Source organism: Gordonia rubripertincta, assembly GCF_038024875.1.
GTDB classification, from domain to species: domain Bacteria; phylum Actinomycetota; class Actinomycetes; order Mycobacteriales; family Mycobacteriaceae; genus Gordonia; species Gordonia rubripertincta.
In genome coordinates this window covers 1,907,005-1,933,591 of the sequence record NZ_CP136136.1, presented here as the reverse complement: position 1 = coordinate 1,933,591, position 26,587 = coordinate 1,907,005, and the positions used below count along the sequence as shown (strand labels likewise).

The 26,587-nt window shown below is 66.9% G+C and carries 26 protein-coding genes and 3 pseudogenes; 17 read left to right on the top strand and 12 right to left on the bottom strand.

The annotated features are described in order from the left end of the window. Positions 1–58: 58 nt before the first annotated feature. Positions 59–1,684, bottom strand: a complete 1,626-nt coding sequence (groL, locus tag RVF83_RS08740; RefSeq protein WP_005199070.1) for a chaperonin GroEL — start codon at positions 1,682–1,684, stop codon at positions 59–61. 285 nt (positions 1,685–1,969) lie between these two features. Here groL and RVF83_RS08735 point away from each other — a divergent pair, with 285 nt between their 5' ends. From RVF83_RS08735 to RVF83_RS08710, 6 genes are all read left to right on the top strand, one after another. Then, positions 1,970–2,605: a DUF4178 domain-containing protein gene (locus RVF83_RS08735; protein ID WP_005199071.1), complete on the top strand. Its 636-nt coding sequence runs from the start codon at positions 1,970–1,972 to the stop codon at positions 2,603–2,605. 22 nt (positions 2,606–2,627) lie between these two features. Further along, on the top strand, positions 2,628–3,155 hold the full coding sequence (locus RVF83_RS08730; RefSeq protein WP_005199072.1) for a DUF2617 family protein: 528 nt from the start codon (positions 2,628–2,630) through the stop codon (positions 3,153–3,155). Continuing rightward, positions 3,152–3,691 (top strand): DUF4247 domain-containing protein, encoded by a 540-nt coding sequence (locus tag RVF83_RS08725; protein ID WP_005199073.1) that lies wholly within the window; start codon positions 3,152–3,154, stop codon positions 3,689–3,691. Before RVF83_RS08730 ends, RVF83_RS08725 begins: the two co-directional genes overlap by 4 nt. A 70-nt stretch (positions 3,692–3,761) precedes the next feature. Then, on the top strand, positions 3,762–4,187 hold the full coding sequence (locus RVF83_RS08720) for a DUF350 domain-containing protein (RefSeq protein WP_005199074.1): 426 nt from the start codon (positions 3,762–3,764) through the stop codon (positions 4,185–4,187). A 30-nt stretch (positions 4,188–4,217) separates the two neighbouring features. Continuing rightward, positions 4,218–5,783, top strand: coding sequence for a polyamine aminopropyltransferase (locus RVF83_RS08715; RefSeq protein WP_005199075.1), 1,566 nt, complete (start codon positions 4,218–4,220; stop codon positions 5,781–5,783). A 129-nt stretch (positions 5,784–5,912) separates the two neighbouring features. Beyond that, positions 5,913–7,103 (top strand): sensor histidine kinase, encoded by a 1,191-nt coding sequence (locus RVF83_RS08710; RefSeq protein ID WP_005199076.1) that lies wholly within the window; start codon positions 5,913–5,915, stop codon positions 7,101–7,103. A gap of 3 nt (positions 7,104–7,106) precedes the next feature. On the opposite strand, the gene RVF83_RS08705 is transcribed toward RVF83_RS08710, so the two are convergent. Together RVF83_RS08705 and RVF83_RS08700 are read right to left on the bottom strand one after the other, a co-directional pair. After that, the gene (locus tag RVF83_RS08705; RefSeq protein WP_005199077.1) at positions 7,107–8,093 is read right to left on the bottom strand and encodes an inorganic phosphate transporter; all 987 of its coding nucleotides are present in this window, start codon (positions 8,091–8,093) and stop codon (positions 7,107–7,109) included. Between the two features lie 7 nt (positions 8,094–8,100). Continuing rightward, positions 8,101–8,718 (bottom strand): DUF47 domain-containing protein, encoded by a 618-nt coding sequence (locus RVF83_RS08700; protein WP_005199078.1) that lies wholly within the window; start codon positions 8,716–8,718, stop codon positions 8,101–8,103. Positions 8,719–8,978: 260 nt separating this feature from the next. Between RVF83_RS08700 and RVF83_RS08695 the strand changes: the two genes are divergently transcribed. The 5 genes from RVF83_RS08695 (at position 8,979) to RVF83_RS08675 (ending at position 14,082) form a co-directional block, all read left to right on the top strand. Continuing rightward, positions 8,979–9,797, top strand: coding sequence for a LytR/AlgR family response regulator transcription factor (locus RVF83_RS08695; protein ID WP_005199079.1), 819 nt, complete (start codon positions 8,979–8,981; stop codon positions 9,795–9,797). Next, entirely contained in the window at positions 9,790–10,179 is a 390-nt protein-coding gene (locus tag RVF83_RS08690) for a hypothetical protein (protein WP_005199080.1), read from the top strand. Before RVF83_RS08695 ends, RVF83_RS08690 begins: the two co-directional genes overlap by 8 nt. Continuing rightward, the gene (locus RVF83_RS08685) at positions 10,176–11,915 is read left to right on the top strand and encodes a cation acetate symporter (RefSeq protein ID WP_005199081.1); all 1,740 of its coding nucleotides are present in this window, start codon (positions 10,176–10,178) and stop codon (positions 11,913–11,915) included. Before RVF83_RS08690 ends, RVF83_RS08685 begins: the two co-directional genes overlap by 4 nt. A 167-nt stretch (positions 11,916–12,082) precedes the next feature. Then, complete coding sequence (locus RVF83_RS08680) at positions 12,083–12,442, top strand: DUF485 domain-containing protein (protein WP_005199082.1); 360 nt, start codon at positions 12,083–12,085, stop codon at positions 12,440–12,442. Then, positions 12,439–14,082, top strand: a complete 1,644-nt coding sequence (locus tag RVF83_RS08675) for a solute symporter family protein (RefSeq protein ID WP_005199083.1) — start codon at positions 12,439–12,441, stop codon at positions 14,080–14,082. Before RVF83_RS08680 ends, RVF83_RS08675 begins: the two co-directional genes overlap by 4 nt. A gap of 89 nt (positions 14,083–14,171) precedes the next feature. On the opposite strand, the gene RVF83_RS08670 is transcribed toward RVF83_RS08675, so the two are convergent. Further along, entirely contained in the window at positions 14,172–15,584 is a 1,413-nt protein-coding gene (locus tag RVF83_RS08670; RefSeq protein WP_005199084.1) for an amidase, read from the bottom strand. Positions 15,585–15,602: 18 nt separating this feature from the next. Beyond that, positions 15,603–16,220 carry a TetR/AcrR family transcriptional regulator gene (locus tag RVF83_RS08665; protein WP_039880586.1) on the bottom strand — a complete coding sequence of 206 codons (618 nt, stop codon included), beginning with the start codon at positions 16,218–16,220 and terminating at the stop codon, positions 15,603–15,605. Between the two features lie 90 nt (positions 16,221–16,310). Between RVF83_RS08665 and RVF83_RS08660 the strand changes: the two genes are divergently transcribed. Next, on the top strand, positions 16,311–17,567 hold the full coding sequence (locus RVF83_RS08660; RefSeq protein WP_005199086.1) for an MFS transporter: 1,257 nt from the start codon (positions 16,311–16,313) through the stop codon (positions 17,565–17,567). Positions 17,568–17,581: 14 nt separating this feature from the next. Here the strand turns inward: RVF83_RS08660 and RVF83_RS08655 are convergent, their stop codons facing one another. Next, a complete protein-coding gene (locus tag RVF83_RS08655; RefSeq protein WP_005199087.1) occupies positions 17,582–18,268 on the bottom strand; it encodes a TetR/AcrR family transcriptional regulator in 687 nt (228 codons plus the stop codon). 123 nt (positions 18,269–18,391) lie between these two features. Here RVF83_RS08655 and RVF83_RS08650 point away from each other — a divergent pair, with 123 nt between their 5' ends. The 3 genes and pseudogenes from RVF83_RS08650 to RVF83_RS08640 all read left to right on the top strand — a co-directional run. Then, complete coding sequence (locus tag RVF83_RS08650; protein ID WP_005199088.1) at positions 18,392–19,585, top strand: acyl-CoA dehydrogenase family protein; 1,194 nt, start codon at positions 18,392–18,394, stop codon at positions 19,583–19,585. A 48-nt stretch (positions 19,586–19,633) separates the two neighbouring features. Continuing rightward, positions 19,634–20,746: an acyl-CoA dehydrogenase family protein gene (locus RVF83_RS08645; protein ID WP_005199089.1), complete on the top strand. Its 1,113-nt coding sequence runs from the start codon at positions 19,634–19,636 to the stop codon at positions 20,744–20,746. 275 nt (positions 20,747–21,021) lie between these two features. Next, positions 21,022–21,223, top strand: a pseudogene (locus RVF83_RS08640) (IS30 family transposase); the annotation flags it as partial. On the opposite strand, the pseudogene RVF83_RS23705 reads toward RVF83_RS08640, so the two are convergent. From RVF83_RS23705 to RVF83_RS08620, 5 genes and pseudogenes are all read right to left on the bottom strand, one after another. Continuing rightward, positions 21,214–21,350 (bottom strand): annotated as a pseudogene (locus tag RVF83_RS23705) (IS3 family transposase); the annotation flags it as partial. The pseudogenes RVF83_RS08640 and RVF83_RS23705 sit on opposite strands and share 10 nt — an antisense overlap. 94 nt (positions 21,351–21,444) lie before the next feature. Then, entirely contained in the window at positions 21,445–22,296 is an 852-nt protein-coding gene (locus tag RVF83_RS08635) for a hypothetical protein (protein WP_005199091.1), read from the bottom strand. Between the two features lie 210 nt (positions 22,297–22,506). Continuing rightward, positions 22,507–22,770: a hypothetical protein gene (locus RVF83_RS08630; RefSeq protein WP_157226843.1), complete on the bottom strand. Its 264-nt coding sequence runs from the start codon at positions 22,768–22,770 to the stop codon at positions 22,507–22,509. An 89-nt stretch (positions 22,771–22,859) separates the two neighbouring features. After that, positions 22,860–23,240: a hypothetical protein gene (locus tag RVF83_RS08625; protein ID WP_341262015.1), complete on the bottom strand. Its 381-nt coding sequence runs from the start codon at positions 23,238–23,240 to the stop codon at positions 22,860–22,862. Between the two features lie 319 nt (positions 23,241–23,559). Next, positions 23,560–23,946 carry a DUF4352 domain-containing protein gene (locus tag RVF83_RS08620; protein WP_005199094.1) on the bottom strand — a complete coding sequence of 129 codons (387 nt, stop codon included), beginning with the start codon at positions 23,944–23,946 and terminating at the stop codon, positions 23,560–23,562. Between the two features lie 757 nt (positions 23,947–24,703). Between RVF83_RS08620 and RVF83_RS08615 the strand changes: the two genes are divergently transcribed. Both RVF83_RS08615 and RVF83_RS08610 read left to right on the top strand, forming a co-directional pair. Next, positions 24,704–25,132 (top strand): DUF350 domain-containing protein, encoded by a 429-nt coding sequence (locus tag RVF83_RS08615; RefSeq protein ID WP_005199096.1) that lies wholly within the window; start codon positions 24,704–24,706, stop codon positions 25,130–25,132. 87 nt (positions 25,133–25,219) lie between these two features. Beyond that, a complete protein-coding gene (locus RVF83_RS08610) occupies positions 25,220–25,690 on the top strand; it encodes an SRPBCC family protein (RefSeq protein ID WP_005199097.1) in 471 nt (156 codons plus the stop codon). A 16-nt stretch (positions 25,691–25,706) separates the two neighbouring features. Here the strand turns inward: RVF83_RS08610 and RVF83_RS08605 are convergent. Continuing rightward, positions 25,707–26,508 (bottom strand): annotated as a pseudogene (locus RVF83_RS08605) (HAD-IIA family hydrolase). Positions 26,509–26,587: the final 79 nt, after the last annotated feature.

Sequence of the window (26,587 nt, the reverse complement as noted above, 5' to 3'; positions counted from 1 at the left end):
CGAAAGGGAGTGGGCCGGTCCGTGGAGATGTGGAGCTGGTGTAGCTAGGGGTTCCGGATCAGAAGCCCATGCCGCCCATCTCGTCGGCGCCCGGCATGGCCGGTGCAGCGTTCTTCTCCGGCTTGTCGGCGACGACGGCCTCGGTGGTGAGGAACAGAGCCGCGATCGAGGCTGCGTTCTGCAGCGCCGAGCGGGTGACCTTCACCGGGTCGTTGATGCCGGCGGCCAGCAGGTCCTCGTACTCACCGGTGGCGGCGTTGAGGCCGGTGCCGGTGGGCGAGTTCAGGACCTTGTCGGCGACGACGCCCGGCTCGAGGCCGGCGTTGACGGCGATCTGCTTGGCCGGAGCCGAGAGAGCGACGCGGACGATGTTGGCGCCGGTGGCCTCGTCACCCTCCAGCGAGAGTGCGTCGATGGCCGGCTCCGACTGCAGCAGGGCCACGCCACCACCGGCGACGATGCCCTCTTCGACGGCGGCCTTGGCGTTGCGCACGGCATCTTCGATGCGGTGCTTGCGCTCCTTGAGCTCGACCTCGGTGGCCGCGCCCGCCTTGATGACCGCAACACCGCCGGCCAGCTTGGCCAGACGCTCCTGCAGCTTCTCACGGTCGTAGTCGGAGTCGCTGTTCTCGATCTCGCCACGGATCTGGGCCACGCGACCGGCGATGGCGTCGGGATCGCCCGCGCCCTCGACGATGGTGGTCTCGTCCTTGGTGACGACGACCTTGCGAGCGGTACCGAGCAGCTCGACGCCGGCGCCCTCGAGGGACAGACCGACCTCTTCGCTGATGACCTCGCCACCGGTGAGGATGGCGATGTCGGCCAGCATGGCCTTGCGGCGGTCACCGAAGCCCGGAGCCTTGACGGCGACGGACTTGAAGGTGCCCTTGAGCTTGTTGACGACCAGGGTCGAGAGGGCTTCGCCCTCGACGTCCTCGGCGATGATCAGCAGCGGCTTGCCGGCCTGGATGACCTTCTCCAGCAGCGGCAGGAGGTCCTTGATGGTCGAGACCTTGCCCGAGACGAGCAGGATGTACGGGTCGTCGAGGACGGCTTCCTGGCGGTCGGCGTCGGTGACGAAGTAGCCCGAGATGTAGCCCTTGTCGAAGCGCATGCCCTCGGTGAGCTCGAGCTGCAGGCCGAAGGTGTTGGACTCCTCGACCGTGATGACGCCTTCCTTGCCGACCTTGTCCATCGCCTCGGCGATGAGCTCGCCGATCGAGGAGTCGCCGGCCGAGATGCCCGCGGTAGCAGCGATCTGCTCCTTGGTCTCGACCTCCTTGGCGCTCTTCAGCAGCGACTCGGTGACAGCCTCGACGGCCTTCTCGATGCCGCGCTTCAGACCCAGCGGGTTGGCGCCGGCAGCGACGTTGCGCAGACCCTCACGGACGAGAGCCTGGGCCAGGACGGTGGCGGTGGTGGTGCCGTCGCCCGCGACATCGTCGGTCTTCTTGGCGACTTCCTTGACCAGCTCGGCGCCGATCTTCTCGTAGGGATCCTCCAGCTCGATCTCCTTGGCGATGGAAACACCATCGTTGGTGATCGTGGGGGCGCCCCACTTCTTCTCCAGAACGACGTTGCGACCCTTGGGTCCCAACGTCACCTTGACGGCGTCGGCGAGGCTGTTGAGGCCCCGCTCGAGGCCGCGACGGGCCTCTTCGTCGAACGCGATTTGCTTGGCCATGGGTAAGTGATCCTCCGAAGGGGGTGACACTAGGTTCGTAGGGCCGGAACTCGGTGCCCGCGACGGACGACCGGTGTGTCATTCGGTACCGATCTCACCGTCCCGACCTGGCACTCACAGCTCGCGAGTGCCAACGTCCGTTTTAGCACTCGCCCCTGCCGAGTGCAAGGTTGCAGGCGCACGGAGTGGTAGCGGCGTCATTCACCTCGGCGTCTTTCACCTCGGCGTCATTCACCTCGCCGAACTCGGCTGACGGCACCCCGGTATCCGGATAGTGTCGGCGAAGTGGAGTTCCTGCTGATCATCGTGGTGGCACTGCTCGCGATCATCGCGGTGGTCGTCATCTTCAACTTCCTGGGCAATCGCAAGGCCCGGCAGGCCGAGGCGGACGCTCTCCGCAACCGCACGTACCGACCCGGCGACCCGTTCTCCTCGGCCGACGACGACTCCGTCTATGGCGACCCACGCCAACTGAAGCCGGGCGACCTCGTCGAGCTACGCGGCGAGACCTATGCGGTCCGCGGCACCGTGCGGCTGACCCAGGACGGGTACGTCTGGACCGAGAACTTCCTCGACACGGGACTCGGCGGCAAGGCCTGGATCTCGGTCGAGGACGATCCCGACCTCGAGGTCGTGCTTTGGCATGAACTGTCCGGCGTCGCGATCCAACCCGGACCCGAGACGGTCGAGGTCGACGGCCGCCGCTATCACTCCGAGGAAGCCGGCAGCGCCCGGTTCACCTCCGCGGGCACCACCGGCGTCGCGGCGTCGGGCCGGATGGCTTACCACGATTACCAGGCCGGCAACGACCGGTTGTCGTTCGAGGACTACGGCAGCGGCTGGGAATGCGCGCGCGGCGAGCTCCTCACGCGCGCCGATTACCGCATCTTCCCCAGCAACCCGTCTCCCGAGACGCTCTGAGTCACGAAGGACTGCGAGACACATGTCAGAACAGCCCATCGCCGAACTTCTCGTCGCATACGCCGACACGAGCGCCGCACAGCTCGGCTTCTCACTCGACGCCCCGCTGCAGGAGCCTCTCGCCCGGGAGGACGGGGAGATCGACGGCATCACGGTGTCGGTCCGCCTGCTGGGCGCGAGCCATCAGGTCGTCGTCGACGACGGCGCCCAACGCATCTGTGAGACCGTCGCATGCCTGCCCGACGTGACCTCGGCGCTGCCCGAGACCTTTCAGGAGAGCGGCTATCACTTCAGCTCCCGCGTTGAGCGGGCCACCGACGATCAGCTGGCCACACTCGTCGAACAACTCGGTGTGCGCGTCACCGAACAGATGGCGACGGGGAACCCGAGCGTGATGGGGGCGTTCCCCGGCGACCCCCACGCGGTGACCGCGATCGTCTCCTACTCGTCGTCCGAGGAGATCTCGTGGCACACCTGGCACACGTACCCGCAGGCCGGTGAGGTGGTCATCACGAGCAGCGTGATCAACCGCGGGGCCGCGCGCGCATGACCTACCCACCCCCGTCGCCGGATGAGCCGGCACCCGACCCGCGCCGCGGGCTCAACCGCATCCGCAACATCATCATCGGCGTCATCGTGGTGATCACGATCTTCGCGCTGCTCGGCGCATGCGGTGCCCGTGCCCTACGTGGCGGCGGGCTGGGCGGGGCGGCGCGCGACTTCATCTCCCAGAACTACGAACGCAACACCGCCCTCGACGAGGGGGACGTGGACGCCTACGTCGCCGACGGCACCCCCGCCGAGGTGGCCGATGACATTCGCGACGCCGAACGCCCCACCGATCAGCGCGCCGGCGCGTCGGGAACGGGCAATGTCGCGGGCACCCAGTTCCTCCAGTACCCCGACTACCTGGTCGCCCTGTTCCCCTACGCCGCCAACCAGACCCGCGTGATGCTGAGCCGTGACTACCGGTCGGGCTACAACCGGTACCACAACTACGTCGGCGCCTTCTGGGTTCCGACGCCGGGTTATTCCGGCGGCGGTAGCAGCAACCGCGGCGGCGGCAGTGGAGGTGGCGGCAAGTGACGCCCGGACACCAGTTCTCGCGATCGATCCCCCCAGACCGAAACCACGGCCCGAACCCACGGAGATGACCATGCTCGCTGACATGACCGAGAACGCCTACGCCGCAGGTGCTTACGCGGGTGTCGGGGTCATCCTGATGATCGTGTCCTTCGCGATCGTCGACCTGCTGACCCCGGGCAAGCTGCGCCATCAGCTCTGGGCCGAGCGCAACCGCAATGCGGGAATCCTGGTCGGCTCCAACCTCTTCGCCGTCGCGATCATCGTGACCGCCGCAATCGTCGCGAGTGAGGGACGCCTACTCGAGGGCCTCACCTACACGGTGGTCTACTCGGCGATCGGCCTGGTCGTGATGGGCGTGACCTTCCTGGTCATCGACGCGCTCACCCCCGGCAAGCTCGGCGAGATCCTGGTGCACCCGGAAAGCCATCCGGCGGTGTGGGTGCAGGGCATCGCCCACATCGGCGTCGCCGTCATCATCGCCGCTTCCATCCTGTGACGACCGTCCTCCTGTGACAGCCGAGTTCCTGTGACACTCACCGACACCTCGACCGAACCGCTGTCCGCGCGGCCGCGTTTCGCGCGATCCGCCCTGCTGGCCGTCGTGTTCGTCTGCGCTGCCTGCGGTCTGGTGTACGAGCTGGCGCTGGTGTCGCTGGGCTCCTTCCTGATCGGCAACACCGCGACGCAGGCGTCGATCGTCCTCGCGGTGATGGTGTTCGCGATGGGTGTCGGCTCGCTCGCCGCGAAACCGCTCCAACCCCACTCGGTTACCGCCTTCGCGGTCATCGAGTTGCTGCTCGCACTCCTCGGCGGGCTGTCGGTGATGGCCCTCTACGCCGCCTTCGCCTACCTGGAGCTCTACACGCCGGCGCTCATCGTGGTGGCCTTCGTCCTCGGCGTGCTGATCGGGGCCGAGATCCCGTTGTTGATGGTGTTGCTGCAACGGATCCGACGCCAAGAACCGGGTGCGGCCGTCGCGGACATGTTCGCCGTCGACTACATCGGCGCGCTGATCGGCGGTCTCTGCTTCCCGTTCCTGTTGTTGCCGTTGTTCGGTCAGCTGCGCGGGGCGCTCGTGGTCGGACTCGTCAACGCCGCCGCGGGCTGCTTCCTGGTGTTCGTCATCTTCCGGAAGTCCCTGAACCGCAACCAGCTCGTCCTGCTGTCCGCCGGAGCGCTCGCGGTGGTCGCGGCGCTCGTCGCCGGCCTGATGCTGTCCACCCGGTTCGAGGTGACCGCCCGGCAGGCGCTCTACCGCGACCCGATCGTGTCCGCCGCCCGAAGCGCCTACCAGGACATCGTGATCACCGAGAGATCCACCGGTGCAGGCCCCGACACCCGTCTCTTCCTCAACGGCGACCTCCAGTTCTCCTCGATCGACGAGCACCGGTATCACGAGGCACTCGTTCATCCGGCGATGTCGGGTGACCGCTCCTCGGTGCTCGTTCTCGGTGGCGGCGACGGTCTCGCGCTGCGTGAGGTGCTCCGCTACCCGGACGCGCAGGACGTGACCCTCGTCGAACTCGACCCGGAGATGATCCGGCTGGCCCGCACCGATTCCCGCCTCACCTCACTCAATCAGGGATCGATGACCGATCGTCGAGCCGAGGTGGTGACCGCCGACGCCTTCACCTGGTTGCGGCAGACGGACCGTCGTTTCGACGTGATCATCGTCGACATGCCCGATCCCGACGACTCCGCCACCGCCAAGCTGTACTCGACTGAGTTCTACGCTCTCGTCCGTGCGCACCTCGCGGAGAACGGACGCGTCGTCGTGCAGGCGGGTTCGCCGTACTTCGCGCCGAAGTCGTTCTGGTGCATCGCCTCCACCATGCGGGCGGCCGGACTCCCGGCCACGCCGTACCACGTCGACGTCCCGGCTTTCGGCGACTGGGGCTTCCACCTCGCGGGTGCCGACGGGCCGATCAGCCCGACCGTCGACGCCCCCGGGCCGTTGCGGTTCCTGAGTGCGGAACAGCTCACCGCGGCGACCGTCTTCCCGCTCGACCGGCAGCCGCTCGATCTTCCCCCGTCGACTCTGATGGACCCGCGCATCCTGCGGTACGCGCAGGGCGAATGGGCCATCTACTGAACGAGTCCCGCCGTAGATGTCGCGTATCGTCGCGCGCCTCAACACGATTCGCGACACCTGGCTCGGCCGGTTCCCATACGCCGTCCGCATGAACCTCTCTTGACCTACGGTGTCAACTAGGGTGACACCATGTCGAGCGAAGTGGCCATCGTCGGGTCGATCCTGCTGCTGATCATGATCCTCGGCCTCGTCGCGCTGGTCCGAACGCGGCGTCAGGTCACCACGCCGACCGAGCGCGCGGTGCACATGGCGTTGCACACCGCGTCACTGGCGGCGCGGTCGCTTCGCACCGGGCTCACCGAGGAGTCGGCGGCCGAAGCCCTCCCCCATCTGCGCACGCTGACCTCTGCCGACGCCGTCGCCCTGTTCGACGACGAGCCACGGCGGCTCGCCCACGATCCGGACGACGACGAGATCTGGGACCCGGACATGCTGCGGGAGGCCGCACGAGCAGCGGCGTCGGCGACCGGTGATCAGCGACGTGTCCTGGTGTCCGACCCGTGTGGCGCGGAGTCGCCGGTGCGAGCTCTCATCGCCCAGCCACTCGTCGCCAGCGACGTCGGTGTCGGTGTCCTCGTCGTGGCCACGACCCGCCGTCCGGGCCCGGGCATGCTCGGGGCCGTCGCCGAGGTCGCGCGCTACGTGTCGAGCCAGATCGAGCTGGCCGAACTCGATGCCTCTCGCGCCCGTCTGGACCGGGCGGAGGTGCTCGCGCTCCGTGCGCAGATCAGCCCGCACTTCATCTACAACGCCCTCAACACGATCGCCTCGTTCGTCCGCACCGACCCCGACCGTGCCCGCGAACTCGTCCTCGACTTCGCCGATTTCACGCGCTATTCGTTCCGCGCGAGCGGCGAGTACACCGTGCTCGCCGACGAGCTGCGCAACATCGACCGCTACCTCACCCTCGAACGGGCCCGCTTTGGCAATTCACTCGACGTGCGGCTGCACGTCGAGCCGGAGGTCCTCAACGTCGTCGTGCCGTTCCTCGCACTGCAGCCGCTCGTGGAGAACGCGGTCCGGCACGGGCTCGCGTCGAAGGGCGGCGGCACCATCACCATCACCGCGGCCGACGAGGGCACCGACTGCATCATCACCGTCGAGGACGACGGCGTCGGCATGGATCCCGAACTCCTGCGCAGCGGCGCACTCGACGCGCTCGACCACAGCGAGGGTGCGCACGTCGGGCTCACCAACGTCGACCATCGCCTCCGGGCCGCGTTCGGCAACGATTACGGACTGGTGGTCGAGACGGCCGTGGGCGCCGGGACCAAGGTGGGCATGCGGGTGCCGAAGTTCCGGGCGGGTATCCGGGCCTGAGAGCTAGAAGATCATCTTCGCGAGCAGGAACGTGGCAGCCGCGAAGGCGGCGGCCGCGGGGAAGGTGGTCACCCACGCGGCGGCCATATTGCCCGCGGTGCCCCACCGTACGGCGCTGGTGCGCTTGGTCGACCCCACGCCCATGATCGCCGACGAGATCACGTGGGTGGTCGAGATGGGTGCACCCAGGCCGGCCGAGGCGACGTAGAGCACCGAGGCGGCGGTGGCCTCGGCGGCGAAGCCCTGCGGCGGGTCGAGTTCGATGATCTTGCGTCCGAGCGTGCGCATGATCCGCATGCCGCCGGTGGCGGTACCGATGGCCAGGACCACAGCTGTCAGAAGGAAGCACCACAACGGGATCGAGTAGTCGTCCTGGTATCCGGCGACGACGAGCGCGAGGACCACGATGCCCATCGTCTTGGCCGCGTCCTGCATGCCGTGACCGAACGCCATCATCGCGGCCGACACGGTCTGTGCGTGCCGGAACCGCCGGCCGGTGATCGCCGGCGAGGCGTTGCGGAAGAGCCACATGATCGCCAGCATCGCCGCGGCACCCAGCACGAAGCCGGCGAGCGGCGAGAGCACCATCGGCAGCAGGATCTTCTCCACGACGCCGGCCCAGAGCACGGTGACCCCGGCGACCAGGGCCGCGCCCACCATGCCACCGATCAGCGCATGCGAGGAGGACGACGGCAGGCCGAACCACCAGGTGATGAGGTTCCAGGTGATGGCACCGATGAGGGCGCAACCGACGAGCATCAGCGCGTCCGGACCCTCTTTGAGGTCGATGATGCCGGAGCCGACCGTACTGGCCACCTTGGCGCCGAAGAAGGAGCCGACCAGGTTGCCGACGGCGGCCATCGCCAGCGCTGCGCGGAGCGTCAGGGCGCGGGTGGACACCGAGGTCGCGATCGCGTTGGCAGAGTCGTGGAAACCGTTGGTGAACGTGAAGGCCATGGCAAGACCGATCACCACGAGAAGTGCGAACACCGGTGTGTCACGACTCCTTGAGGACGATGGTCTCGACGATGTTGGCGACCTTCTCGAAGGAATCGGCCGCATCCTCGAGCTCGTCGGCGACGTCCTTGAGCTTCATCACGGTCAGCGCGTCGAGGTGGCCGTCGAACAGATAGGCCAGGAAGGTCCGGTAGGTGTGATCGGCGCGGTTCTCGAGGGCGTTGATCTCGATCCAGTACCGCTCGAGGTCCTTCATCCCGGCCAGACGCGGCATCGCGTCGGCGGTCACGCTCGCCGAGGTGTCCAGGATCTCGATCATCTCGCGCAGATGCTGCGGGAGCTCGGTGACACCGTAGAGGGCCATGAGGTGAGTCGCGGCCTCGATGTGGTCCATGACGTCGTCCAGGCTCGAACCGAGGACGTAGATGTCGGAGCGATCGAACGGCGTGATGAAGCTCGAGTTGACCGTGCGGAACATCTCGTGGGTGATGCGGTCGCAGTCGTGTTCGAGGTCGACCATCCGGCGCGCGATCTCCTCGAAGTCCGGTTCGGGCTCCAGCAGGCCGGTGAGGGTCTTGGTCCCATCGGCCAGGCACTGGGCCGAGGACGTGAACAACCCGTAGAAGAGATCGTTCTTGGGTTTGAACCGGGAGAACACAGTGACTTTCTTCCTATCTTGCGTCCAACGCATCGAGGCGACGCTGTGCAGCGACTTCCTCGGTGAGTCCGTCTGACGTCGGGATGGCCGTGGACAGGGTATCGAGACAGCCGACGGGCGCCCCCACCTGACCTGACTTTTTCCGAATTCCGGGAATCAGCTGTCACAGGGGTCCGCGGGTTCCGGTCTGTGATGCGGCCCACGCGGTAGGATTCTCGTGTCCGTCGTCGCGTGTCAGCGCAGCAGTCGGGAGGAGATGGATGTCCGGGCTGGTGGTGCTCGCCGTCGACGACCAACCGCCCGCTCTCGACGAACTCCGTTACCTTTTGGACCGGCAGGACGGCATCGCCGAGGTGTACGCCGCGACCGATGCGACCGGCGCCCTTCGTGAGCTCAACTCCCGCCGGGTCGACGCGATCTTCCTCGACATCAACATGCCGGGCCTGTCCGGGCTCGAACTCGCGGGCGTCCTCGCCAAGTACGCGCAGCCGCCTGCGATCGTCTTCGTCACCGCACACGAGGACAAGGCGGTCGACGCCTTCGAGGTCGGGGCCGTCGACTACCTGCTGAAACCGCTCCGCGAGGAACGCCTCGCCCAGGCACTCGGGCGGGTCCGCGCCAGCCTCGACGCCCGCACGAAGCCCGTCGAGGACCCTCCTGCCCCGACACCTCCGGCTGAGCCGCGAGCCGCCTCCGACGAGGTGATCCCGGTCGAGATGAGCGGGGTGACCTCGCTGGTCCGGCGCGATTCGATCTCCTGGGTCGAGGCCGTCGGCGACTACGCCCGACTCCACGCCGAATCCGGCGCCCACCTGGTCCGCATCCCGCTGTCGACCCTCGAATCACGCTGGCAGGACAAGGGATTCGCACGCGTCCATCGGTCCTACCTGGTGTCCCTGCCGATGGTCACCGGCCTGCGGACCACCGGCGGCGGGACCGTGGTCAGTGTGCGCGCGAACGGGGCGTCGGAAGCGGTGGAGCTGCCCGTCAGCCGGCGTCAGGTTCGCGACCTGAAGGACCGGCTCATCCGGGACCCGTTGCGCCAGTACCGTTCCCCCGCCGGTCGCGGCGATGTCTGAGAATCCACCGCAACGCGAGCGCGTCGTTCTCGCCTCCCGGCGCGGCGCTCGGATGGTGCGCACCCGAGTGGAGGTCCAGGAGCAGACCGAGGTCGGCGACGCGCTGGTGCGCGGCCTGATGCGCGCCCAACTCGGGTTGGCCTTGCGCCTCGGCGGGAGCCTGCTCGTCGTCGTGGTGGCGATACCCCTGCTCGCCGTGCTGTTCCCGAGCGTGGCCGAGACCACCGTCCTCGGCATCCGGATCACCTGGCTCGTCCTCGGACTCCTCGCCTATCCGGTGCTGTACCTGACGGGGCTGCTGTATGTACGGCTGGCCGAGCACGCCGAACGCGACTTCATGAGCCTCGTCGACGACGACCCCGGCGATCCGGGCGGGACGTGAGCGGCGTCGACGCGCTGACCGCCGTGGGGTTGTTCGCCGCGGCCGTCGCCACGATCGCGGTCGGGGCCTGGGGCGGCCGGTTCTCCCGCACGACGTCGGATTTCCTGGTGGCCTCACGTGCCGTCGGGTCGCGATGGAACGCCGCTGCGGTGTCCGGTGAGTACCTGTCGGCGGCGTCGTTCCTCGGTGTCGCCGGGCTCGTCGCCAAGTACGGCGCCGACGCGCTCTGGTACCCGGTCGGTTTCACCGCCGGATACCTCGGCCTACTGCTGTTCGTCGCCGCACCGCTGCGACGGTCGGGCGCCTACACCGTGCCCGACTTCGCCGAGTTCCGGCTCTCCTCGACCGCCGTGCGCAAGACCGCGATGGTGGTCGTGGTCGTCGTCTGCGTGCTGTACCTCATCCCCCAGTTCCAGGGCGCGGGACTCACCCTCAACATCCTGCTCGGCGCACCCGTCTGGACCGGGGCGGTGGGCGTCGGGCTCATCGTGATCGTGAACGTCGTCGGCGGCGGGATGCGGTCGATCACCTTCGTGCAGGCATTCCAGTATTGGCTCAAGCTGACTGCCATCGCCATTCCCACCCTCGTGTTGATCGGGGTGTTCGCGAACGATCCGGCGCATGTCGGCGAACCCGCACCGCCGCGGGTCGCGACCGCCACCACCGTCGACGTCACCACCGACGTCTCGGTCACCGTCGCCGAGGTCAAGGGAGTGCGCGTCACCGGCACGCTCGACGGTTCGCCCGTGGTCGATGCCCCGATGCCGTCCCCCGGCGGTCATGTCGTCTCCGCCGGCTCCGTCATCTTCCTCGACGCCGGCGCGGCCACCCCGGTTGTGGCGGGAGCCCCGGTCCACGGCTCGGACTGGGTGGCGCCCGGCGGCGGTCTCGGCGGTCGCCATCCGCTGTTCCAGGTGCTGTCCCTGATCCTCGCGACGTTCCTCGGCGTGATGGGTCTTCCGCACGTCCTCGTGCGCTTCTACACCAACCCGGACGGCCGCACGGCCCGTCGGACGGCGCTCGCCGCGATCGCGCTGCTGTCGCTGTTCTACCTCTTCCCCGTCCTGCTCGGGGTGTTCGCACGTCTTTACGTGCCCGAGCTGCTGATCACCGGGACGTCCGACGCCGCGGTACTCCTGCTCCCGAGTGCCGCCATCGGGGGCCTGGCCGGGCAGCTCCTCGCCGCACTGGTCGCGGCAGGTGCGATCGCGGCCTTCCTCGCCACGTCCTCGGGTCTCCTGGTGTCCGTGGCCGGCGCGCTGGCCACCGATGTCTTCCGCGGGCGCGTGCGCGACTTCCGCATCGCCGCGGTCATCGGCGGGGCCATCCCGATCGCACTCTCGCTGGCGGCGGGTTCACTGGAATTGTCCCGGACCGTCGGTCTGGTGTTCGCGGTGGCCGCGTCGACGCTGTGCCCGTTGCTCGTCCTCGGCATCTGGTGGCGCGGCCTGACCTCCGCCGGTGCGATCGCCGGACTGATCGTGGGCGGGGTGTCGTCCGGTTCGGCCGCCTCACTCGCGATCGCCGGGGTGATCGACGACGACGCCCTGGGCGGCTGGCCGGCCGCGCTGGCCGGTTATCCGGGGGCGGTCACCGTGCCGCTCGCCTTCGGCACGATGGTGCTGGTCAGCCTCGCCACCCGACGACGGCTGCCCGGCGACCTCGCCCGCACCTTCGCTCGGATGCACGTTCCAGAACGCGTCGGGATGGGCGTCGACCGGCTTCCCGGCGCCTGACCGTTCACCGTTCGTCGGACCTGATCGACCGCCCGTCGCACAGTCGACCTCCTTCGGCGTGTGACCCACGACACCGATTGCGGTGTGATCTGCGCCTCATTCAGGCTGTTCCCCGAAGTGCCATCACAGCGGGTCCCCGCCGTGGCCCCATCGACTTGGAGGACAGCGTGTCGAACATCGACCAACCAGCAGCGGCACCACCGCATGCGCCGTCGGGCGAGCAGTTCATCGAGATGCAGAACAGCCCTCAGTTCCAGGAACTGAAGGCGCGCCTGCGCAAGTTCATCTTCCCGATGACCGCGTTCTTCCTGATCTGGTACGCGGTCTATGTGCTGCTCGGCGCCTTCGCGCATGACTTCATGGCGATCCAGGTGTGGGGCAACATCAACCTCGGCCTGATCCTCGGGCTGCTGCAGTTCGTGACCACGTTCGTCATCACCGGTCTGTACGTACGCTTCGCGAACCGCGAACTCGACCCGCGTGCCGAGGCCATCCGCAACGAGATGGAAGGCGGCCCGTCGCTGTGAACACCTCCGTCCACACCACCACGCTCGCCGCCACGGTCGGCAGCCCGGTCGCCAACATCGCGATCTTCGCCGCCTTCGTGGCGGTGACGATGTACATCGTCATCCGGGCCAGCAAGAACAACAACTCGGCCGCGGACTTCTTCACCGGCGGCCGCGGCTTCTCCGGCCCCCAGAACGGCATCGCCATCGCCGGTGACTACCTTTCGGCGGCCAGCTTCCTCGGCATCGCCGGCGCCATCGCGGTCTACGGCTACGACGGCTTCCTCTACTCCATCGGCTTCCTCGTCGCCTGGCTCGTCGCGCTGCTGCTCGTCGCCGAATTGCTGCGCAACACCGGCAAGTTCACGATGGCCGACGTCCTCAGTTTCCGCCTGAAGCAGCGCCCGGTCCGTCTCGCGGCGGCCATCTCGACCCTCGCGGTCTCGCTGTTCTACCTTCTGGCCCAGATGGCCGGTGCCGGTGGCCTCGTCGCCCTGCTCCTCGACATCGAGGGTCGCGTGGGCCAGTCGATCGTGATCGCCGTCGTCGGCGCGCTGATGATCGTCTACGTGCTCATCGGCGGCATGAAGGGCACCACCTGGGTGCAGATCATCAAGGCGGTGCTGCTCATCAGCGGCGCGGCGATCATGACCTTCATCGTGCTCGCCAAGTTCGGCATGAACCTGTCGTCGATCCTCGGTGCCGCCCAGGACGCCATCAGCAGCTCGGGCAGCGAAAAGGTTGCCTCGCGTGACGTTCTCGCACCCGGCGCCCAGTACGGCGGTTCGCTCGAGTCCAAGATCAACTTCCTCTCGCTGGCCATCGCCCTGGTCCTCGGCACCGCGGGCCTGCCGCACGTGCTGATGCGCTTCTACACCGTGCCGACCGCGAAAGAGGCTCGTAAGTCGGTGGTCTGGGCGATTGCGCTCATCGGCGCCTTCTACCTGTTCACCCTGATCCTGGGTTACGGCGCGGCCGCGCTGGTCGGACCGGACAAGATCCTCGCCGCAGCAGGCGGACAGAACGCCGCAGCACCGCTGCTGGCCTTCGAACTCGGCGGTGTGGTACTCCTCGGCATCATCTCCGCGGTCGCTTTCGCCACCATCCTCGCCGTCGTCGCCGGCCTGGCGATCACCGCGTCGGCATCATTCGCCCACGACATCTACGCGTCGGTCATCAAGCGCAACAAGGTGAGTGAGGACGACCAGGTCCGCGTCTCGCGCTACACCGTCGTCGTGCTCGGCGTCCTCGGCATCGTCCTCGGCATCCTGGCCAACGGTCAGAACATCGCCTTCCTGGTGGCCCTGGCCTTCGCCATCGCCGCGGCGGCGAACCTGCCGACGATCGTGTACTCGCTCTACTGGAAGCGCTTCAACACCCGCGGCGCCCTGTGGAGCATGTACGGCGGCCTCATCTCCACGATCCTGCTGATCGTCTTCTCGCCGGCCGTCTCCGGCTCGTCAACCGCGATGATCCCCGGCGCCGACTTCGCCTGGTTCCCGCTGGCCAACCCGGGCATCGTCTCGATCCCGCTGGCCTTCGTCCTCGGCATCGTCGGCACCCTGACCTCGCCGAGCGACGTCGGAACCCCGGAACGCAACGCGGAGATGGAGGTTCGCTCCCTCACCGGTATCGGTGCGGAGAAAGCCGTGCAGCACTAGCCTTCCCGGCAAATCCACCTTTCTGGCCAGGTCCACCACCTTCCGAGGTGGTGGACCTGGTCGTTCGTGGTGGGGCTGGGGGACGAGGCTCAGGCGTCCTGGATCCGCGCGAACGGGCGTGCCGCCTCGAGCTCGAACGCCAACTCCAGCAGCGTCCGCTCGTCACCGAGGTCCGCGGAGAGCTGTATGCCGACGGGCAGTCCCGACGTCGACTGTCCCAGCGGCAGACTGATCGCGGGAGTACCCGACGTGTTGTTCGCCGGCGTGAAGGCGACGTAGCGCGTGAGGCGGTCCATCGCCTCACCGAAGTCGATACCCGGATCGAGGTAACCGATCTCCGGCGGCAGGTGTGCGAGGGTCGGCGACAGGATCACGTCGAACTGCTCGTGCAGCGACCGGAACGCGGCGGTGGAGCGTCGGAGACCGCGGATCGACGACGGCATCCGATAGAAGTGCCGCAGGGCGTTGCGCGACAGACCGCGAGTCAACGGGTCGAGCTGCTTGCGGTCGAAACCCTTGTCATGCAATCGCTTACCGGTGCGGTCCAGCGCAAAGGCCAGCAGCGACCAGTAATCGATGAACTGCCGAATGTAGGCGCGGTCCACCGGCAGGGGCACCATCTCCGTTCGGTGGCCGAGTGATTCGACGAGTTCGGCGACCTCGGACACGCACCGCTGGGTGTCCCGGTCGAGCAGCTGGCCGGTGATCGGTTCGGTGATCAGTGCGATCCGCAGCCGCTTCTCCCCCGGCCCCTCCACCAGACCTACCGGCGGCAGGCCGGGGCCGGGACGGAAGCCCTGCGAGTCGTCGAGGAAGCGTGCAGTGTCACGCACCGACCGGCTCACGATCCCGTTGCACACCAGGTCGATCGGCGCATCCCTGGTCTGCTTCGCCGGCGCGGTACGACCCCGGCTCGGCTTGAGCCCCACCAGACCACATGCGGCAGCGGGGATCCGGATCGACCCGCCACCGTCGTTGGCGTGCGCGATCGGCAGCGCACCCGCGGCCACGAGCGCGGCGGAACCACCTGAGGAGCCGCCGGCGGAGTAGTCGGTGTCCCACGGATTGCGCGTCGGTTCGCGGTCGACGAACTCGGTCGTCGCGGTCAGCCCGAAGGCCGGCATGCTCGACGCCCCGACGAGATTGACCCCCGTCGCCAGGAACTGATTGGTGAACGCCTCGTTCGCCGCAGCCGGGTTCGGGGTCACCGCAGCCGAACCGTGACAGGTGGGCAGGCCCGCGAAGTCGGTGTTGTTCTTGATGATCGACGGCACCCCGACGAACGACCCGGCCGGGAAGTCACTGTCGACGGCGCGCTTGCGGGCTCGCTCCCGGTCGTCGAAGGCGATCGCGCTCAGCTGCGGATTGACCGCGTCGATCCGGGCGAGAGCCGCTTCGACCGCCTCGGCGGCCGAGATCTCCCGGGCGGCGATCGCGTCGGCGATGCCGACCGCGTCGAGATCACCGAGTGCATCGTCTCTGAACGCGTGAACCTTCTTCATGCCCGGACCCTATCGCCCTCAGGCGGACCCCGGGGCCGCTCCCAGCATCGCCGCGACGTCGTCGACCAGCTCGGCGACGTAGGCGTCGTCGACGGCGAGACCGAAGACCGCGTGATGGTAGAGCGGTGCGATCACATGGTCGAGGAGCTGCCGCACCGACGGCGTCGCCTCGCCGCGCTCCCGGGCCCTGGCGATCATCTCCTCCGCCTGCTCGCGGCGGACCTCCCAGCACGGGCACACCTCGACGACGTCGTCGCGCGCCGCGACCATCGCACGCAAGTACGCCCGCCGCTTCGGCCGGCCGATGTCGGCGGCGATCACACGCGCCCACTCCGCGATGTCGTCGCGGAGCACACCCGTGTCAGGCAGCGGCTCGCCCTGCGTCAGTGCAGCGACCGCCACCTCGCCCAGGAGTGCGTCGATCGAGCCCCACCTGCGGTAGATGCTGGTCGGGTTGACGCCGGCGAGGTCGGCGACCTCGGGGATCGTCATCGTGTCGCGCTGGCCGGCACCGACGAGCTGTCCGACGGCGGCGTACACCGCCGTCTGCACGCGAGCGCTTCGACCGCCGGGCCTCTTCGCGCGCGGTGCCGCGTCCGCGGAGTCCATCTGCGGCGTTGCGCCTCCCATAGCCATGGAGCCATTATTGCAAATCCGATTGCTTTTGGAAGTAGTACACGTCTATCGTCGTTCTAAATGCAACGGAATTTGCTTTAAGGAGACGACGTGGCGCCACTACATCCCCACCGCGCGTTTTGGCTAATCGCGGCCACGTACGTGATGGTGCTCTTCGCCTCCGCCGCACCGTCGCCGCTGTATCCGATCTACCAGGAGCTCTGGGGTTTCTCGTCGCTCACCCTGACCCTGGTCTTCGCCGTCTATGTGGTCACGATGTTGGTGAGCCTGCTGACGGTGGGGTCGCTGTCCGACCACATCGGCCGACGTCCCGTGCTCGCGGTCGCACTCGTCCTGCTGATCGCCAGCATGGTGCTCTTCGTCGTGGCCCAGGACGTGGGTACGTTGCTCGCCGCCCGCGCCCTGCAGGGCCTCGCCACCGGCGCCGCCATGGGCACCCTCACCGCGACCACCGTCGACCTCCAGCCCACCGCCCGACTCGGCTCGACGATCATCGGCGCCGCCCCGGCCTTCGGCCTCGCCACCGGCGTCGGCGTCGCCGGATTGCTCGTCGAGTACGCACCCGCGCCCCGAATCCTGGTCTACGAGGTCATCCTCGGCCTGTTCGCGGCGCTGCTCATCGCACTCCTCGTGGTCCCCGAGACCCGCGAGCGCGTGGCCTTCACCTCACGCCGGCACCTGGCCACGACCCTCGCACCCCAGGTTCGGGTGCCCCGCGAGGTCCGCCCCGTGTTCTTCGCGTCGGCCCCCACCCTGGTGGCCACCTGGTCCCTCGGCGGGCTGTACCTGTCGCTCGGTTCCTCCGTCGTCGCACGCGTCTTCGGGGTCACCAATCACGGCGAGGCCGGACTCATCCTCTTCACCTTCTTCGCCAGCGCGACGGTCACCTCCTTGTTCATCACGGGACGGCCGGCGACGGTGAAACAGGCCTTCGGCTACCCGACCCTCGCGATCGGCGTGCTGATCTCGCTGTCCGGCGTCATGACCGAGGTCCTGCCGCTCTACATCCTCGGTTCGCTCGTGGCCGGCTCCGGATGGGCGGCGACCTTCCTCAGCGCCATGGACAACATCACCGCCGCGACCCCTCCCGCCCAGCGCGGACAGGTCTTCTCCTCGGTGTTCGTCGCCAGCTACCTCGCGTTCAGCGTGCCGGCGGTGATAGCCGGAATAGTCGTGTCCCACATCGGACTTCGCTCGACGGTCATCGGATACGTCGGCTACGTCCTCGCCGTCGCACTGTTCGGCGCGGCACTCGCGGTCGTCATGCGGCGTACCGCGACCAGAGCCGAGGCAGCCACCACTGCAACGGAAGACGCGCCGGAACCGGTTGCGGTCGGCGAATCCTGAACGGACGCCGGGGGTCAGTCCCGGTCCCGCAGCCCCACCATCCGGGTGGCCAGCTCCGCGTAGAACTTTCCCATCGCCTCGGGCGGGAGAGAGTTCTCGGCGCGGTACCATCGTGCGACGTCGATGCCCATCGACAGCATCGCGTTGGTGGTGGCCTGGGAATCGGCGACGTCGAAGTCGCCGTTCTCGATTCCCGCATCGACGATCGCCCGCACCCGGCGGGTGATCTCCCGCCGCAACTCCATGACCGTCTCGAGGTGATCGGGCGCCAGCGACCCCAACTCGTAGTTCACAACGCGGGCGCGTACGTGCTCGCGCGCGTGGTGCTCGGTGAACGCGCCGACGACCGTTGCCAGGCGTTCGGCGGGCGCCACCGCCGGGTCGTCGACCTCGTCGATCATGCCCAGGATGATCCGGTGCCCCGCCTCGGAGAGCTCGAAGAGGAGCTCCTCCTTGGACCGGAAGTGCACGTAGACCGCCGCCGAACTCATCTGCGCGCCGTTGGCGATGTCCCGGGTCGTCGTGGCGTTGAAGCCCTTCGCCGCGAACGCCTCGGCAGCGGCCAGCAGCAACCGCTCCCGGGCCGCGACCGGCTGTATCCGGGTCGTCGGTTCGGTCGACGAGACCACGTTGACCCCCTCGTTCGCTCGGCGACCTCGCGCCTTCTCCAGCCGATTGACACCGCCCTTGATGCGCGGCATAGTGCAACTTATCACTAAGCAAGCGCTTAGTCAGCGGTCGGTCTTCCAGGTCTTCCAGGCAGACGGTCCGTGATTGGTGTCGCCGAACACCCGGCAACCCCTGACAGGAGTAGAGAAGAACCCATGCACCTGAAGTTCAGTCCGGAGGAAGAGGCGTTCCGCGAGGAACTGCGCGGCATCTTCGCGAAGGTCCCCGAGGACCTCCGCAAGCGGAACGAAGAGGGCAGCCTCAACTACCCCGACGACATCGTCACGGCATCCCGCGTCCTCAACGAGCACGGCATCCTGACGCCGAGCTGGCCGATCGAGTGGGGCGGCAAGGACTGGACGCCGATCCAGCATCACATCTACCGCGAGGAGATGAGCCTGGCGTTCGTCCCCGATCCGCTGCCGTTCAACGTCAGCATGATCGGTCCGGTCATCGCCCAGTTCGGGTCGCAGGAGATGAAGGAGAAGTTCCTGCCCAAGACCGCCAACCTCGACATCTGGTGGTGCCAGGGCTTCTCCGAGCCCGAGGCCGGCTCCGACCTCGCCTCGCTCAAGACCCGCGCGGTCCTCGACGGTGACCACTACGTCATCAACGGCCAGAAGACCTGGACCACGCTGGGCCAGTACGCCGACTGGATCTTCCTGCTCGCCCGCACCAACCCGGACGTCAAGAAGCAGGCCGGCATCAGCATGTTCCTGATCCCGATGGACACCCCGGGCATCGAGCTGCGCCCGATCCAGCTCATCGACGGCAGCTACGAGGTCAACGAGGTCTTCTTCAACGACGTCCGCGTGCCCGTCGAGAACATGGTCGGCGAGGAGAACAGCGGCTGGACGCAGGCCAAGTTCCTGCTCGGCAACGAGCGCAACGGCATCGCCCGCGTCGGCTACACCAAGTCGAAGCTGGCGCGCGCCAAGGAGCTCGCCAAGGGGACCCGCACCGCCAACGGCACCCTGCTCGACGATCCGCTGTTCGCCACCCGCCTGGCCGAACTGGAGAACGAGCTGCTCGCCCTCGAGATCACCCAGCTGCGCGTCGCCGCGTCGTCGGCCGACGGCAAGCCGAACCCGGCATCGTCGCTGCTGAAGCTCAAGGGAAGCCAGCTGCAGCAGGCCGCGATGGAACTCATCGCCGACATCGCCGGACCGGATTCGCTCCCGGTCGCCGAGGTCGACGTCGACGCCGCGAACGGCAGCGCAGCGGTCACCGCTCCCGAGTGGGCCCAGCTCGCCGCCCCGACCTACCTGAACTACCGCAAGGTCTCGATCTACGGCGGTTCCTCCGAGGTCCAGCGCCAGATCATCGACAAGGCGGTCCTCGGTCTCTGACCGCCGACCCCTCTGACCTCACTTCGACTTCACAGACCAAGGACAACAATGGATTTCGAGCTTTCCGAAGAACAGGGGATGTTGCGCGACACCGTGCGCGAGGTCCTCACCAAGACCTACGACGTGGAGACCCTCCGCAAGGTGACCGACACCGATCTCGGCTGGAGCGAGAAGGTGTGGAAGTCGCTCGCGGAGATCGGCATCCTCGGCCTGACCTTCCCCGAGTCCGAGGGCGGCATGGACGCCGGACCGGTCGAGTTCACCAGCGTGATGACCGAACTCGGTCGCGCCCTGGCCCCCGAGCCGTACCTGGACTCGGTGCTCGTCCCCGGCTCGCTGCTCGACGCCGCCGCCGACGCGACCCGCGCCGAGCTGCGCGGCGGCCTCGCCTCCGGTGAGCTGCTGATGGCCTTCGCCCACAATGAGCCCGGCGACCGCTGGCCGGTGGCCGCGGTGTCCACCACCGCCACTGCCGAGGGCGTGCTCAACGGCACCAAGACCCTTGTCGGACACGGCGATTCCGCACACAAGCTGATCGTCTCGGCACGTGTCGGCGACGAGGTGGGGCTGTTCCTCATCGACGCCGACGCCGAGGGCGTCACCCGCACCGCGTACCGCACCCACGATCGTCGACGCGGCGCCGAGTTCACGTTCAACGACGCCCAGGCCACCCGCCTCGGCAGCGGTGACGCGTCGGAGCTCATCGCCAACGCGGAGATCGGCATCCAGACCGCACTGTGCGCCGAGGCCCTTGGCGCCATGGAGCGCAGCCTCGAGCTGACCGTCGAATACCTCAAGTCGCGCAAGCAGTTCGGTGTTCCGCTGGCCACCTTCCAGGCGCTCACCCACCGCGCCGCGGACATGTACGTCCAGCTCGAGCTCGCCCGGAGCCTGGTGCTGTACGCGACGACCGCCCTCGCCGACGGTATCGCCGACGCGGCCATCGCGTCGCGGGTGAAGCTGCAGACCGTTCGCTCGGCACGCCTCATCGGCCAGGAGGCCATCCAGATGCACGGCGGCATCGGCATGACCGCCGAGTACCCGATCGCGCACTACGTGAGCCGCCTGACCGCGATCAGCCACACCCTCGGCGACGCGGACGCCCACGTCACCAAGCTGTCGAAGGACCTCGCGTCCTACGACATGCTCAGCGTCGGCTGACGCAGACCAACCCCGCTCCTGCGAAGCGTCTCCTCGCTCAGCGAGGAACTGCCCCTTCGCTTCGCTGCTGAGGAGCTAGGTGCGATAACGACGAGCCACGAAGAGCCGGTGAGTAGTGTCACCGGCCTTCGTGGCTCGCTGCGCTCGCACCTCAGGATCGACACGGGTGGGGCTCACGGGTGTCCCACCGCTGTCGGTCCAGGACGTTGCGTTGCAGCAGCACGAATAAGCCCCCCATCGCCGCGTTGTCCCTGCAAGCCCCGACTCGGCCCATCGAACCGCTGAAGCGCTCTGTTTCCTGGGACCGAGGGAAGGAGTTGTCAGCCCACCTTGCGCTCACAGAGAAGACCGGCGTGCCGGTGTTCTTCGCCGATCCACACAGCCCGTGGCAGCGCGGAACGAACGAGAACACCAATGGGCTGCTGCGGCAGCACTTTCCAAGGAACCGATCTGTCGGGGTGGCCCCGTGCAGACATCCTTAATGGCACACAGATCAAGCTCGCCCTCGCCGGCGCGGTGGTGATGTCGTTCAGCCACAATCGATTCGGCCTGTTGGCGGCGAGTTGCGCTGGACCAGATGATCATGGATCGCGGCCCTGATCGGCGGCTGTTATCCCCCCGCGACCCTTACCGAACACCGACCAGGCGTTGTCCGCCGATAAAGGCCTGAGTGTCAGCTGGCCGGTCGGACGCATCGATCAAGACTCGCCGATTCCCTCGATGCGGTGTCTGTCGATGAGGGCTTTGAGTTCGTGGAACGCGGTCGCGCGCGCTGTCACTACGTCGGCTGCCTCGGACGGGGTTTCCGACGGCGTCTTGTGAGCGCCGTACAGCATTGGGCTGAGGCGGCCGCGCAGTTCTTCGCGCTGCTTCGCCATCTCCACATTCTCCCGGTCCTCACGCAAAGCGCGGTCTATGTCGCTGGCCTCGCGAGCGCACTTGAAGATGAGGGCCACTCGCCGCTTGACCGACTTCTCTAATCGAGCGATCTCGCGCTGCGCGTCTTGCAGCATCCGTTTGTCGGATTCACTGAAGTTCTTGATCGAGGAGGCGTCCGTCGTCGCGCGTCGGATTTCGTGTGCCCGGCATAGGTTGTCTGCGATTGCCTCGAGGTCAGCTTGAAAGTCGAACTCGGCGGGGGCACCTAGCCAGCCGGTGCGAGCGGCCTCGGATTCAGTGATGGCAGACACCGATGCTTCGGCCTCCTCGTAGAGCGCAAACCCTTCCGGGCCGAAGTCCACCATCCGTTGCCTCTTTGCGGCCTGCGTTTCTGCTTCCGCGATCTCACGGCGACGGGCTTCGGCCTTCTCCCTCTCCGAGTCCCACCAGAACCACACCACAACGGACAATAGAACAGTCAGCCAGATACCTTCCAAAACCCAGCCGGTCGCAGTTCGAGCTGGGGATGGGTTGCTTGCTCCCGCAACGCTCACGGCGAGCCATGTCCCGAGGAAGTACGGCCAAGCTATCGCCAGAAACCCGAGCGCGATGATGATGAGGGCCGCCCAGACGGTGCTGTTGTCATCGTTCTTGGACTTGCTTGATCCCATCCGCAGGATCTTACGCACCTGAGGGGAGCCTCAAGAGAATTCTGAGACCGCCTCCGACCAAGGCAGCGATGTTGCCGCCCTGACGTGCCTGTCCCTGTCGCGATGACGAATTGAGCGACAGATTTCGTCTGTTCGGACGACACGATACTGCGGCAGGCAGAGTACGAACTTCGGTGCCGTCAAGCAGGATTCGGTTGAGCGGTCGGTTTGCTACGAGCGGGACTGGCCGAATATCGCGGCAACTCCCAGTCCGATGAGACTGCCGACTATCGCGCCTGCCACCGCGCTCACGACGAACGCGAATGCTGATCCAACTAGGTAGGAGACCGCGCCTACACCCTCGTAGTGGTGCATGCCATCGGCTATTGAGCTGATGGTGTTGATGAGAGGCCAGAGGACACCGAGGAGCGCTCCGATGATGGCGCCAACCATCACTGGGCGGGACTTCCACAACGCGGCACTGTGTTTGGACACGCTACATATCCTCTCGTACGACGGCGCCCGGCCTCGAGACCGGCGTTTGGTCTCGAGGCCGGACCCATAGGTTCCCTACCCAGCCAGTCCTATTCGGCGCTGCCAGAGCAGTTAGCAGAAGCACCGGGGCCCGAGGCGGTGCTCTCAGACAGAACCTTGCCGTCCTGGCGAATGATGCACTTGATCGTTCCGGTGCTGTCGAAGCTGTTGCTTGCGGTCAGCGACACGAGCTTGACGAACCCGGTGATCTCGACTTCCTTCATCCACGGGATGGGGATCTCGTTGTCGGTGGAGGTGTTCATGTCACCGTTGGTGTAGATTGCGGAACCTGTCGGGCCGTCACCGGTGATCTCGTAGGTGACATTAACGACGCGTTCTGATTCATTCTCGATCGACTCGGCCGCACCGCCGATCAGTGCTACGCAACCGCCTACGAACACCAGAAACACCACCACGAGGGCAAGAAGCACCCCAGGGCCACTTCTTGCGCTTCTTCGGCGACTGGGCCGGCGGGTAACCGGGGTACTGGCCCGGATAGGGCTGTCCGGGCTGCCCCTGGAAGGGCTGCTGTCCGTAGTTGGGCTGCTGCCCGTAATTCGGCTGCTGCTCACCCGGATTGTTGGGGTCGGTCACTATTCACTTTCCTTCACTCACACAGGAAGGGGCGTCTCCCGAACCAACTGAGCCGGGCCAACTTTCCCCACAGACACGACGCGTGTCGTCGAAGGATTCATAACAAACTCTCAGGCTAGCGTTACGACCCCTTAAACTTTGTTACCTGTCGGTGACCTACTGGAGCGCGACGAGAGCCGGGCGACCTCCGGATGCGCGAAGGGCGATGGTCGCCGGCATGGACCCCTTGGGCATGTCGAAAACAAGTCGGACAGTGACGGAGTTTCCCGGGTTGATGTCGTTGAACCAGCCTGCGTCTCCATCACTGGCCAGTGAGGTTGCTGAACCGTCGACGCGAAACACGCGGTTGCTGGCGTCACGGACGTGTTGCTCTGAGGCGTTGAAGTCGATCGAGTGATTCGAGGTGTTGGTCACGGTGACCGTGATGATGGTGTAGGCGCCTTGGGCCGTGTCGGTGAAGTAATCGCCGACCGCGGGGATACCTGTCTCCACTGAGGTGACAACGAAACTGCCGGCGGCTCCGTCGGACACGGGCGCGTTCATCCGTCCGACTTCTCTCGTCGTTGATGGCGCCGCGTGCGACGGTGGCGATGGCGATGGATTCGCGCTCGGGTCGGCCGGGCTTGCGCTTGCCGCTGCGCCTCGCGAGGTCGCGGCGGAGTCGCTGTCGGAGGAGGAGGATCCGGAAGCGACCAAAGCGACGCAGCCGCCAAGCACCACCAGACCGATGACGAGCACGGCGAACGCAACCAGGAGCCACACCCACACCGGCGGTTGAGAACGTTGCGGAGGCCGGTGTGGCATGGGCGGCCGCGGCGGGTACGAGGGATAAGCCACGAGGTCACTTTCTCGGTCGAGAGCTGCGCCAGTCTCTTGGGCAGGCGATGCGCCAGAAGGTACCGCACGATGTTGCGAGATCAGAAACAATCCTGGGGCACGGCACCAAACTTCACGCGCACACCGCAGCGATTCGAGCGCCGCCGACGCGCCCACAATGAAACACCTATTCAGGCAACGAAGTTCAACGACGCCTGGGAACCTCACCGACGTCGCCGCCCACGGAGTTAGGAAACCGGCTGGGTGGCCACGCATCGGCCGACTGGCCGATACTCCCCCAAAACGGGGACATGCCGGAAATCCGACTGGTCGCACCCCCGCCTGACGAAACGCCACGATTCTCGGCATCGTCGGCGTCATCGCCGCCATAACCCTGGGATACTTCAACCCGGCGCCTCCAACCCCGCGAGCTCGCCCACCGATAGTGTTCATCTGCGAACGTCGGCGATGGAGAGGGACTCGGATGGACCTGCTGCGTGACAATCTGGCCGCTGGGGCGTCGTTCAGCCTCGTCGGGATCGCCCTGCTGGTCGTCGGGTTCGTGGCGCTCGACGTGGTGACCCCCGGCCGGCTTCGGCAGCTGGTGTGGGTCGACCACAACCGCAACGCCGTCATCCTCGCCACCTCGATGGTCATCGGACTGTCGATCGTGCTGGTCTGCTCGGTCATCGACACCGAACTCCTCGAACTGTGGCGCGCACTGCTCTACACCGTCGCCTACGTGGTCCTGACGATCGCGGTGATGATGTGGTCGTTCGTGCTCATCGACTGGCTGACCCCGGGCAAGCTGGGGACGCTGCTGCTGGAGAACGACGAGCACCCCGCCGGCTGGATCACCGCTGCGGTCTTCGTCGGCATCGGTGCCGTCATCGGCATGACCCTGCTGGTCTGAGCGGTTTCCGAAGCGACCACCAGGCTTATTGACGGTCCGCCAACAACCTATTGACGGTGCGCCAACAAGCCCATACTGTTGGCGACCATGACCGCATCACTCATCGAAGAGTCCATCGACATCGACGCATCTGCCGAGCAGGTGTGGTCGGTGATCTCCGATCTCCAGCGCATGGGCGAGTGGAGCCCGCAGTGCAAGAAGATGATCATCCGCGGCGGCACCGTCGGATTGGGGACCAAGACCATCAACATCAACCGCCGCGGCCCGCTGGTGTGGCCGACCACCTCCAAGGTCGTGCGTTTCACACCCAATCAGGAGATCGCCTTCCGCGTCGCCGAGAACCACACCGTGTGGAGCTACGCCATCACCCCGAACGGTTCGGGCGTGACCGTGACCGAGCGACGCGAGGTGAACGGCTCCACCACCAAGGTGTCGTCGTTGCTCGTCGACAAGCTGTTCGGCGGCGCCGATTCCTTCGAGGCCGAACTCCAGCTGGGCATGGCCGAGACCCTCGGCAAGATCAAGCGCGCCGCGGAGAGTCAGCTCGACCGCGTCTGAAACCCCGTGATGCCCGTCAGGTTCCGCTGATCTTGTCGATCAGTTCGGGGAGGTCGGCCACCGAGTCGATGACGTGGTCCGGGAACGGCCCGAACTCGTCACGCGCGAGCGCATCGAGCGCCTCCTCGCGGAACTTGCCGGTGCGCACCAGCACACCGATCAGCGCCGACGCCTGTGCACCCAGGACGTCGTTGTGCATGTCGTCGCCGACCATCACCACCTGGTTGGGCTCGAGCCCCAACATGTCGGTGGCGGCGCGGAATCCGAGCGGCGAGGGTTTGCCGATCGCCTTGATCTTCTTGCCCGACGCCTTCTCGAGGCCCTCGAGATAGACGCCCGTGTCGATCGACAGCCCGTCGGCCGTCGACCACGTCATCGACCGGTGCATGGCGATCACCGGCACTCCGTCGAGCAGCATCTCGAGGACCTTCGACAGCGCGTCGTGGGTGAACACGGGACCTGCCCCACCCCAGAACCACGACCTCGGCATCCGCCGGGTCGTCGGTCAGTTCGACCCCGGTCATGTCCTCCGCGATCGGGCCCTGGTTGAGAACCCAGACCCGTTTGCCAGGGAAGGTCGACCCCACGTATTCGGCGGTCAGCTTCGCGGCCGTCAGGATCTCGTCGGCATCGACGAAGAAGCCGCAGTCGTTCAACAACTCCGCGATCTCGTTGCGCGAGCGCGAGGTGGTGTTGGTGAGGAACATCCGCGGGATCTTGCGGTCGGCGAGGCGGGAGACGGCCTCCACCGCGCCGGGCAGAGCCTTCCACGAGGTGACCATCACCCCGTCGATGTCGAGAAGCAGACCCAATGCCATGGGCACGAATGTAGTCCGCGGTCCCCGGCGACGCAGTGCAGCCATCCCTCGAACCGGGTACCCCGACGAGACGCGTCCG

What these genes read in the sequence shown, in the direction of transcription:
- groL (WP_005199070.1), bottom strand. Translation starts at nt 1,684, where the DNA reads ATGGCCAAGCAAATCGCGTTCGACGAAGAGGCCCGTCGCGGCCTCGAG.
- RVF83_RS08730 (WP_005199072.1), top strand. Translation starts at nt 2,628, where the DNA reads ATGTCAGAACAGCCCATCGCCGAACTTCTCGTCGCATACGCCGACACG.
- RVF83_RS08725 (WP_005199073.1), top strand. Translation starts at nt 3,152, where the DNA reads ATGACCTACCCACCCCCGTCGCCGGATGAGCCGGCACCCGACCCGCGC.
- RVF83_RS08720 (WP_005199074.1), top strand. Translation starts at nt 3,762, where the DNA reads ATGCTCGCTGACATGACCGAGAACGCCTACGCCGCAGGTGCTTACGCG.
- RVF83_RS08710 (WP_005199076.1), top strand. Translation starts at nt 5,913, where the DNA reads ATGTCGAGCGAAGTGGCCATCGTCGGGTCGATCCTGCTGCTGATCATG.
- RVF83_RS08695 (WP_005199079.1), top strand. Translation starts at nt 8,979, where the DNA reads ATGTCCGGGCTGGTGGTGCTCGCCGTCGACGACCAACCGCCCGCTCTC.
- RVF83_RS08690 (WP_005199080.1), top strand. Translation starts at nt 9,790, where the DNA reads ATGTCTGAGAATCCACCGCAACGCGAGCGCGTCGTTCTCGCCTCCCGG.
- RVF83_RS08670 (WP_005199084.1), bottom strand. Translation starts at nt 15,584, where the DNA reads ATGAAGAAGGTTCACGCGTTCAGAGACGATGCACTCGGTGATCTCGAC.
- RVF83_RS08665 (WP_039880586.1), bottom strand. Translation starts at nt 16,220, where the DNA reads ATGGCTATGGGAGGCGCAACGCCGCAGATGGACTCCGCGGACGCGGCA.
- RVF83_RS08655 (WP_005199087.1), bottom strand. Translation starts at nt 18,268, where the DNA reads ATGCCGCGCATCAAGGGCGGTGTCAATCGGCTGGAGAAGGCGCGAGGT.
- RVF83_RS08650 (WP_005199088.1), top strand. Translation starts at nt 18,392, where the DNA reads ATGCACCTGAAGTTCAGTCCGGAGGAAGAGGCGTTCCGCGAGGAACTG.
- RVF83_RS08645 (WP_005199089.1), top strand. Translation starts at nt 19,634, where the DNA reads ATGGATTTCGAGCTTTCCGAAGAACAGGGGATGTTGCGCGACACCGTG.
- RVF83_RS08635 (WP_005199091.1), bottom strand. Translation starts at nt 22,296, where the DNA reads ATGGGATCAAGCAAGTCCAAGAACGATGACAACAGCACCGTCTGGGCG.
- RVF83_RS08620 (WP_005199094.1), bottom strand. Translation starts at nt 23,946, where the DNA reads ATGAACGCGCCCGTGTCCGACGGAGCCGCCGGCAGTTTCGTTGTCACC.
- RVF83_RS08615 (WP_005199096.1), top strand. Translation starts at nt 24,704, where the DNA reads ATGGACCTGCTGCGTGACAATCTGGCCGCTGGGGCGTCGTTCAGCCTC.
- RVF83_RS08610 (WP_005199097.1), top strand. Translation starts at nt 25,220, where the DNA reads ATGACCGCATCACTCATCGAAGAGTCCATCGACATCGACGCATCTGCC.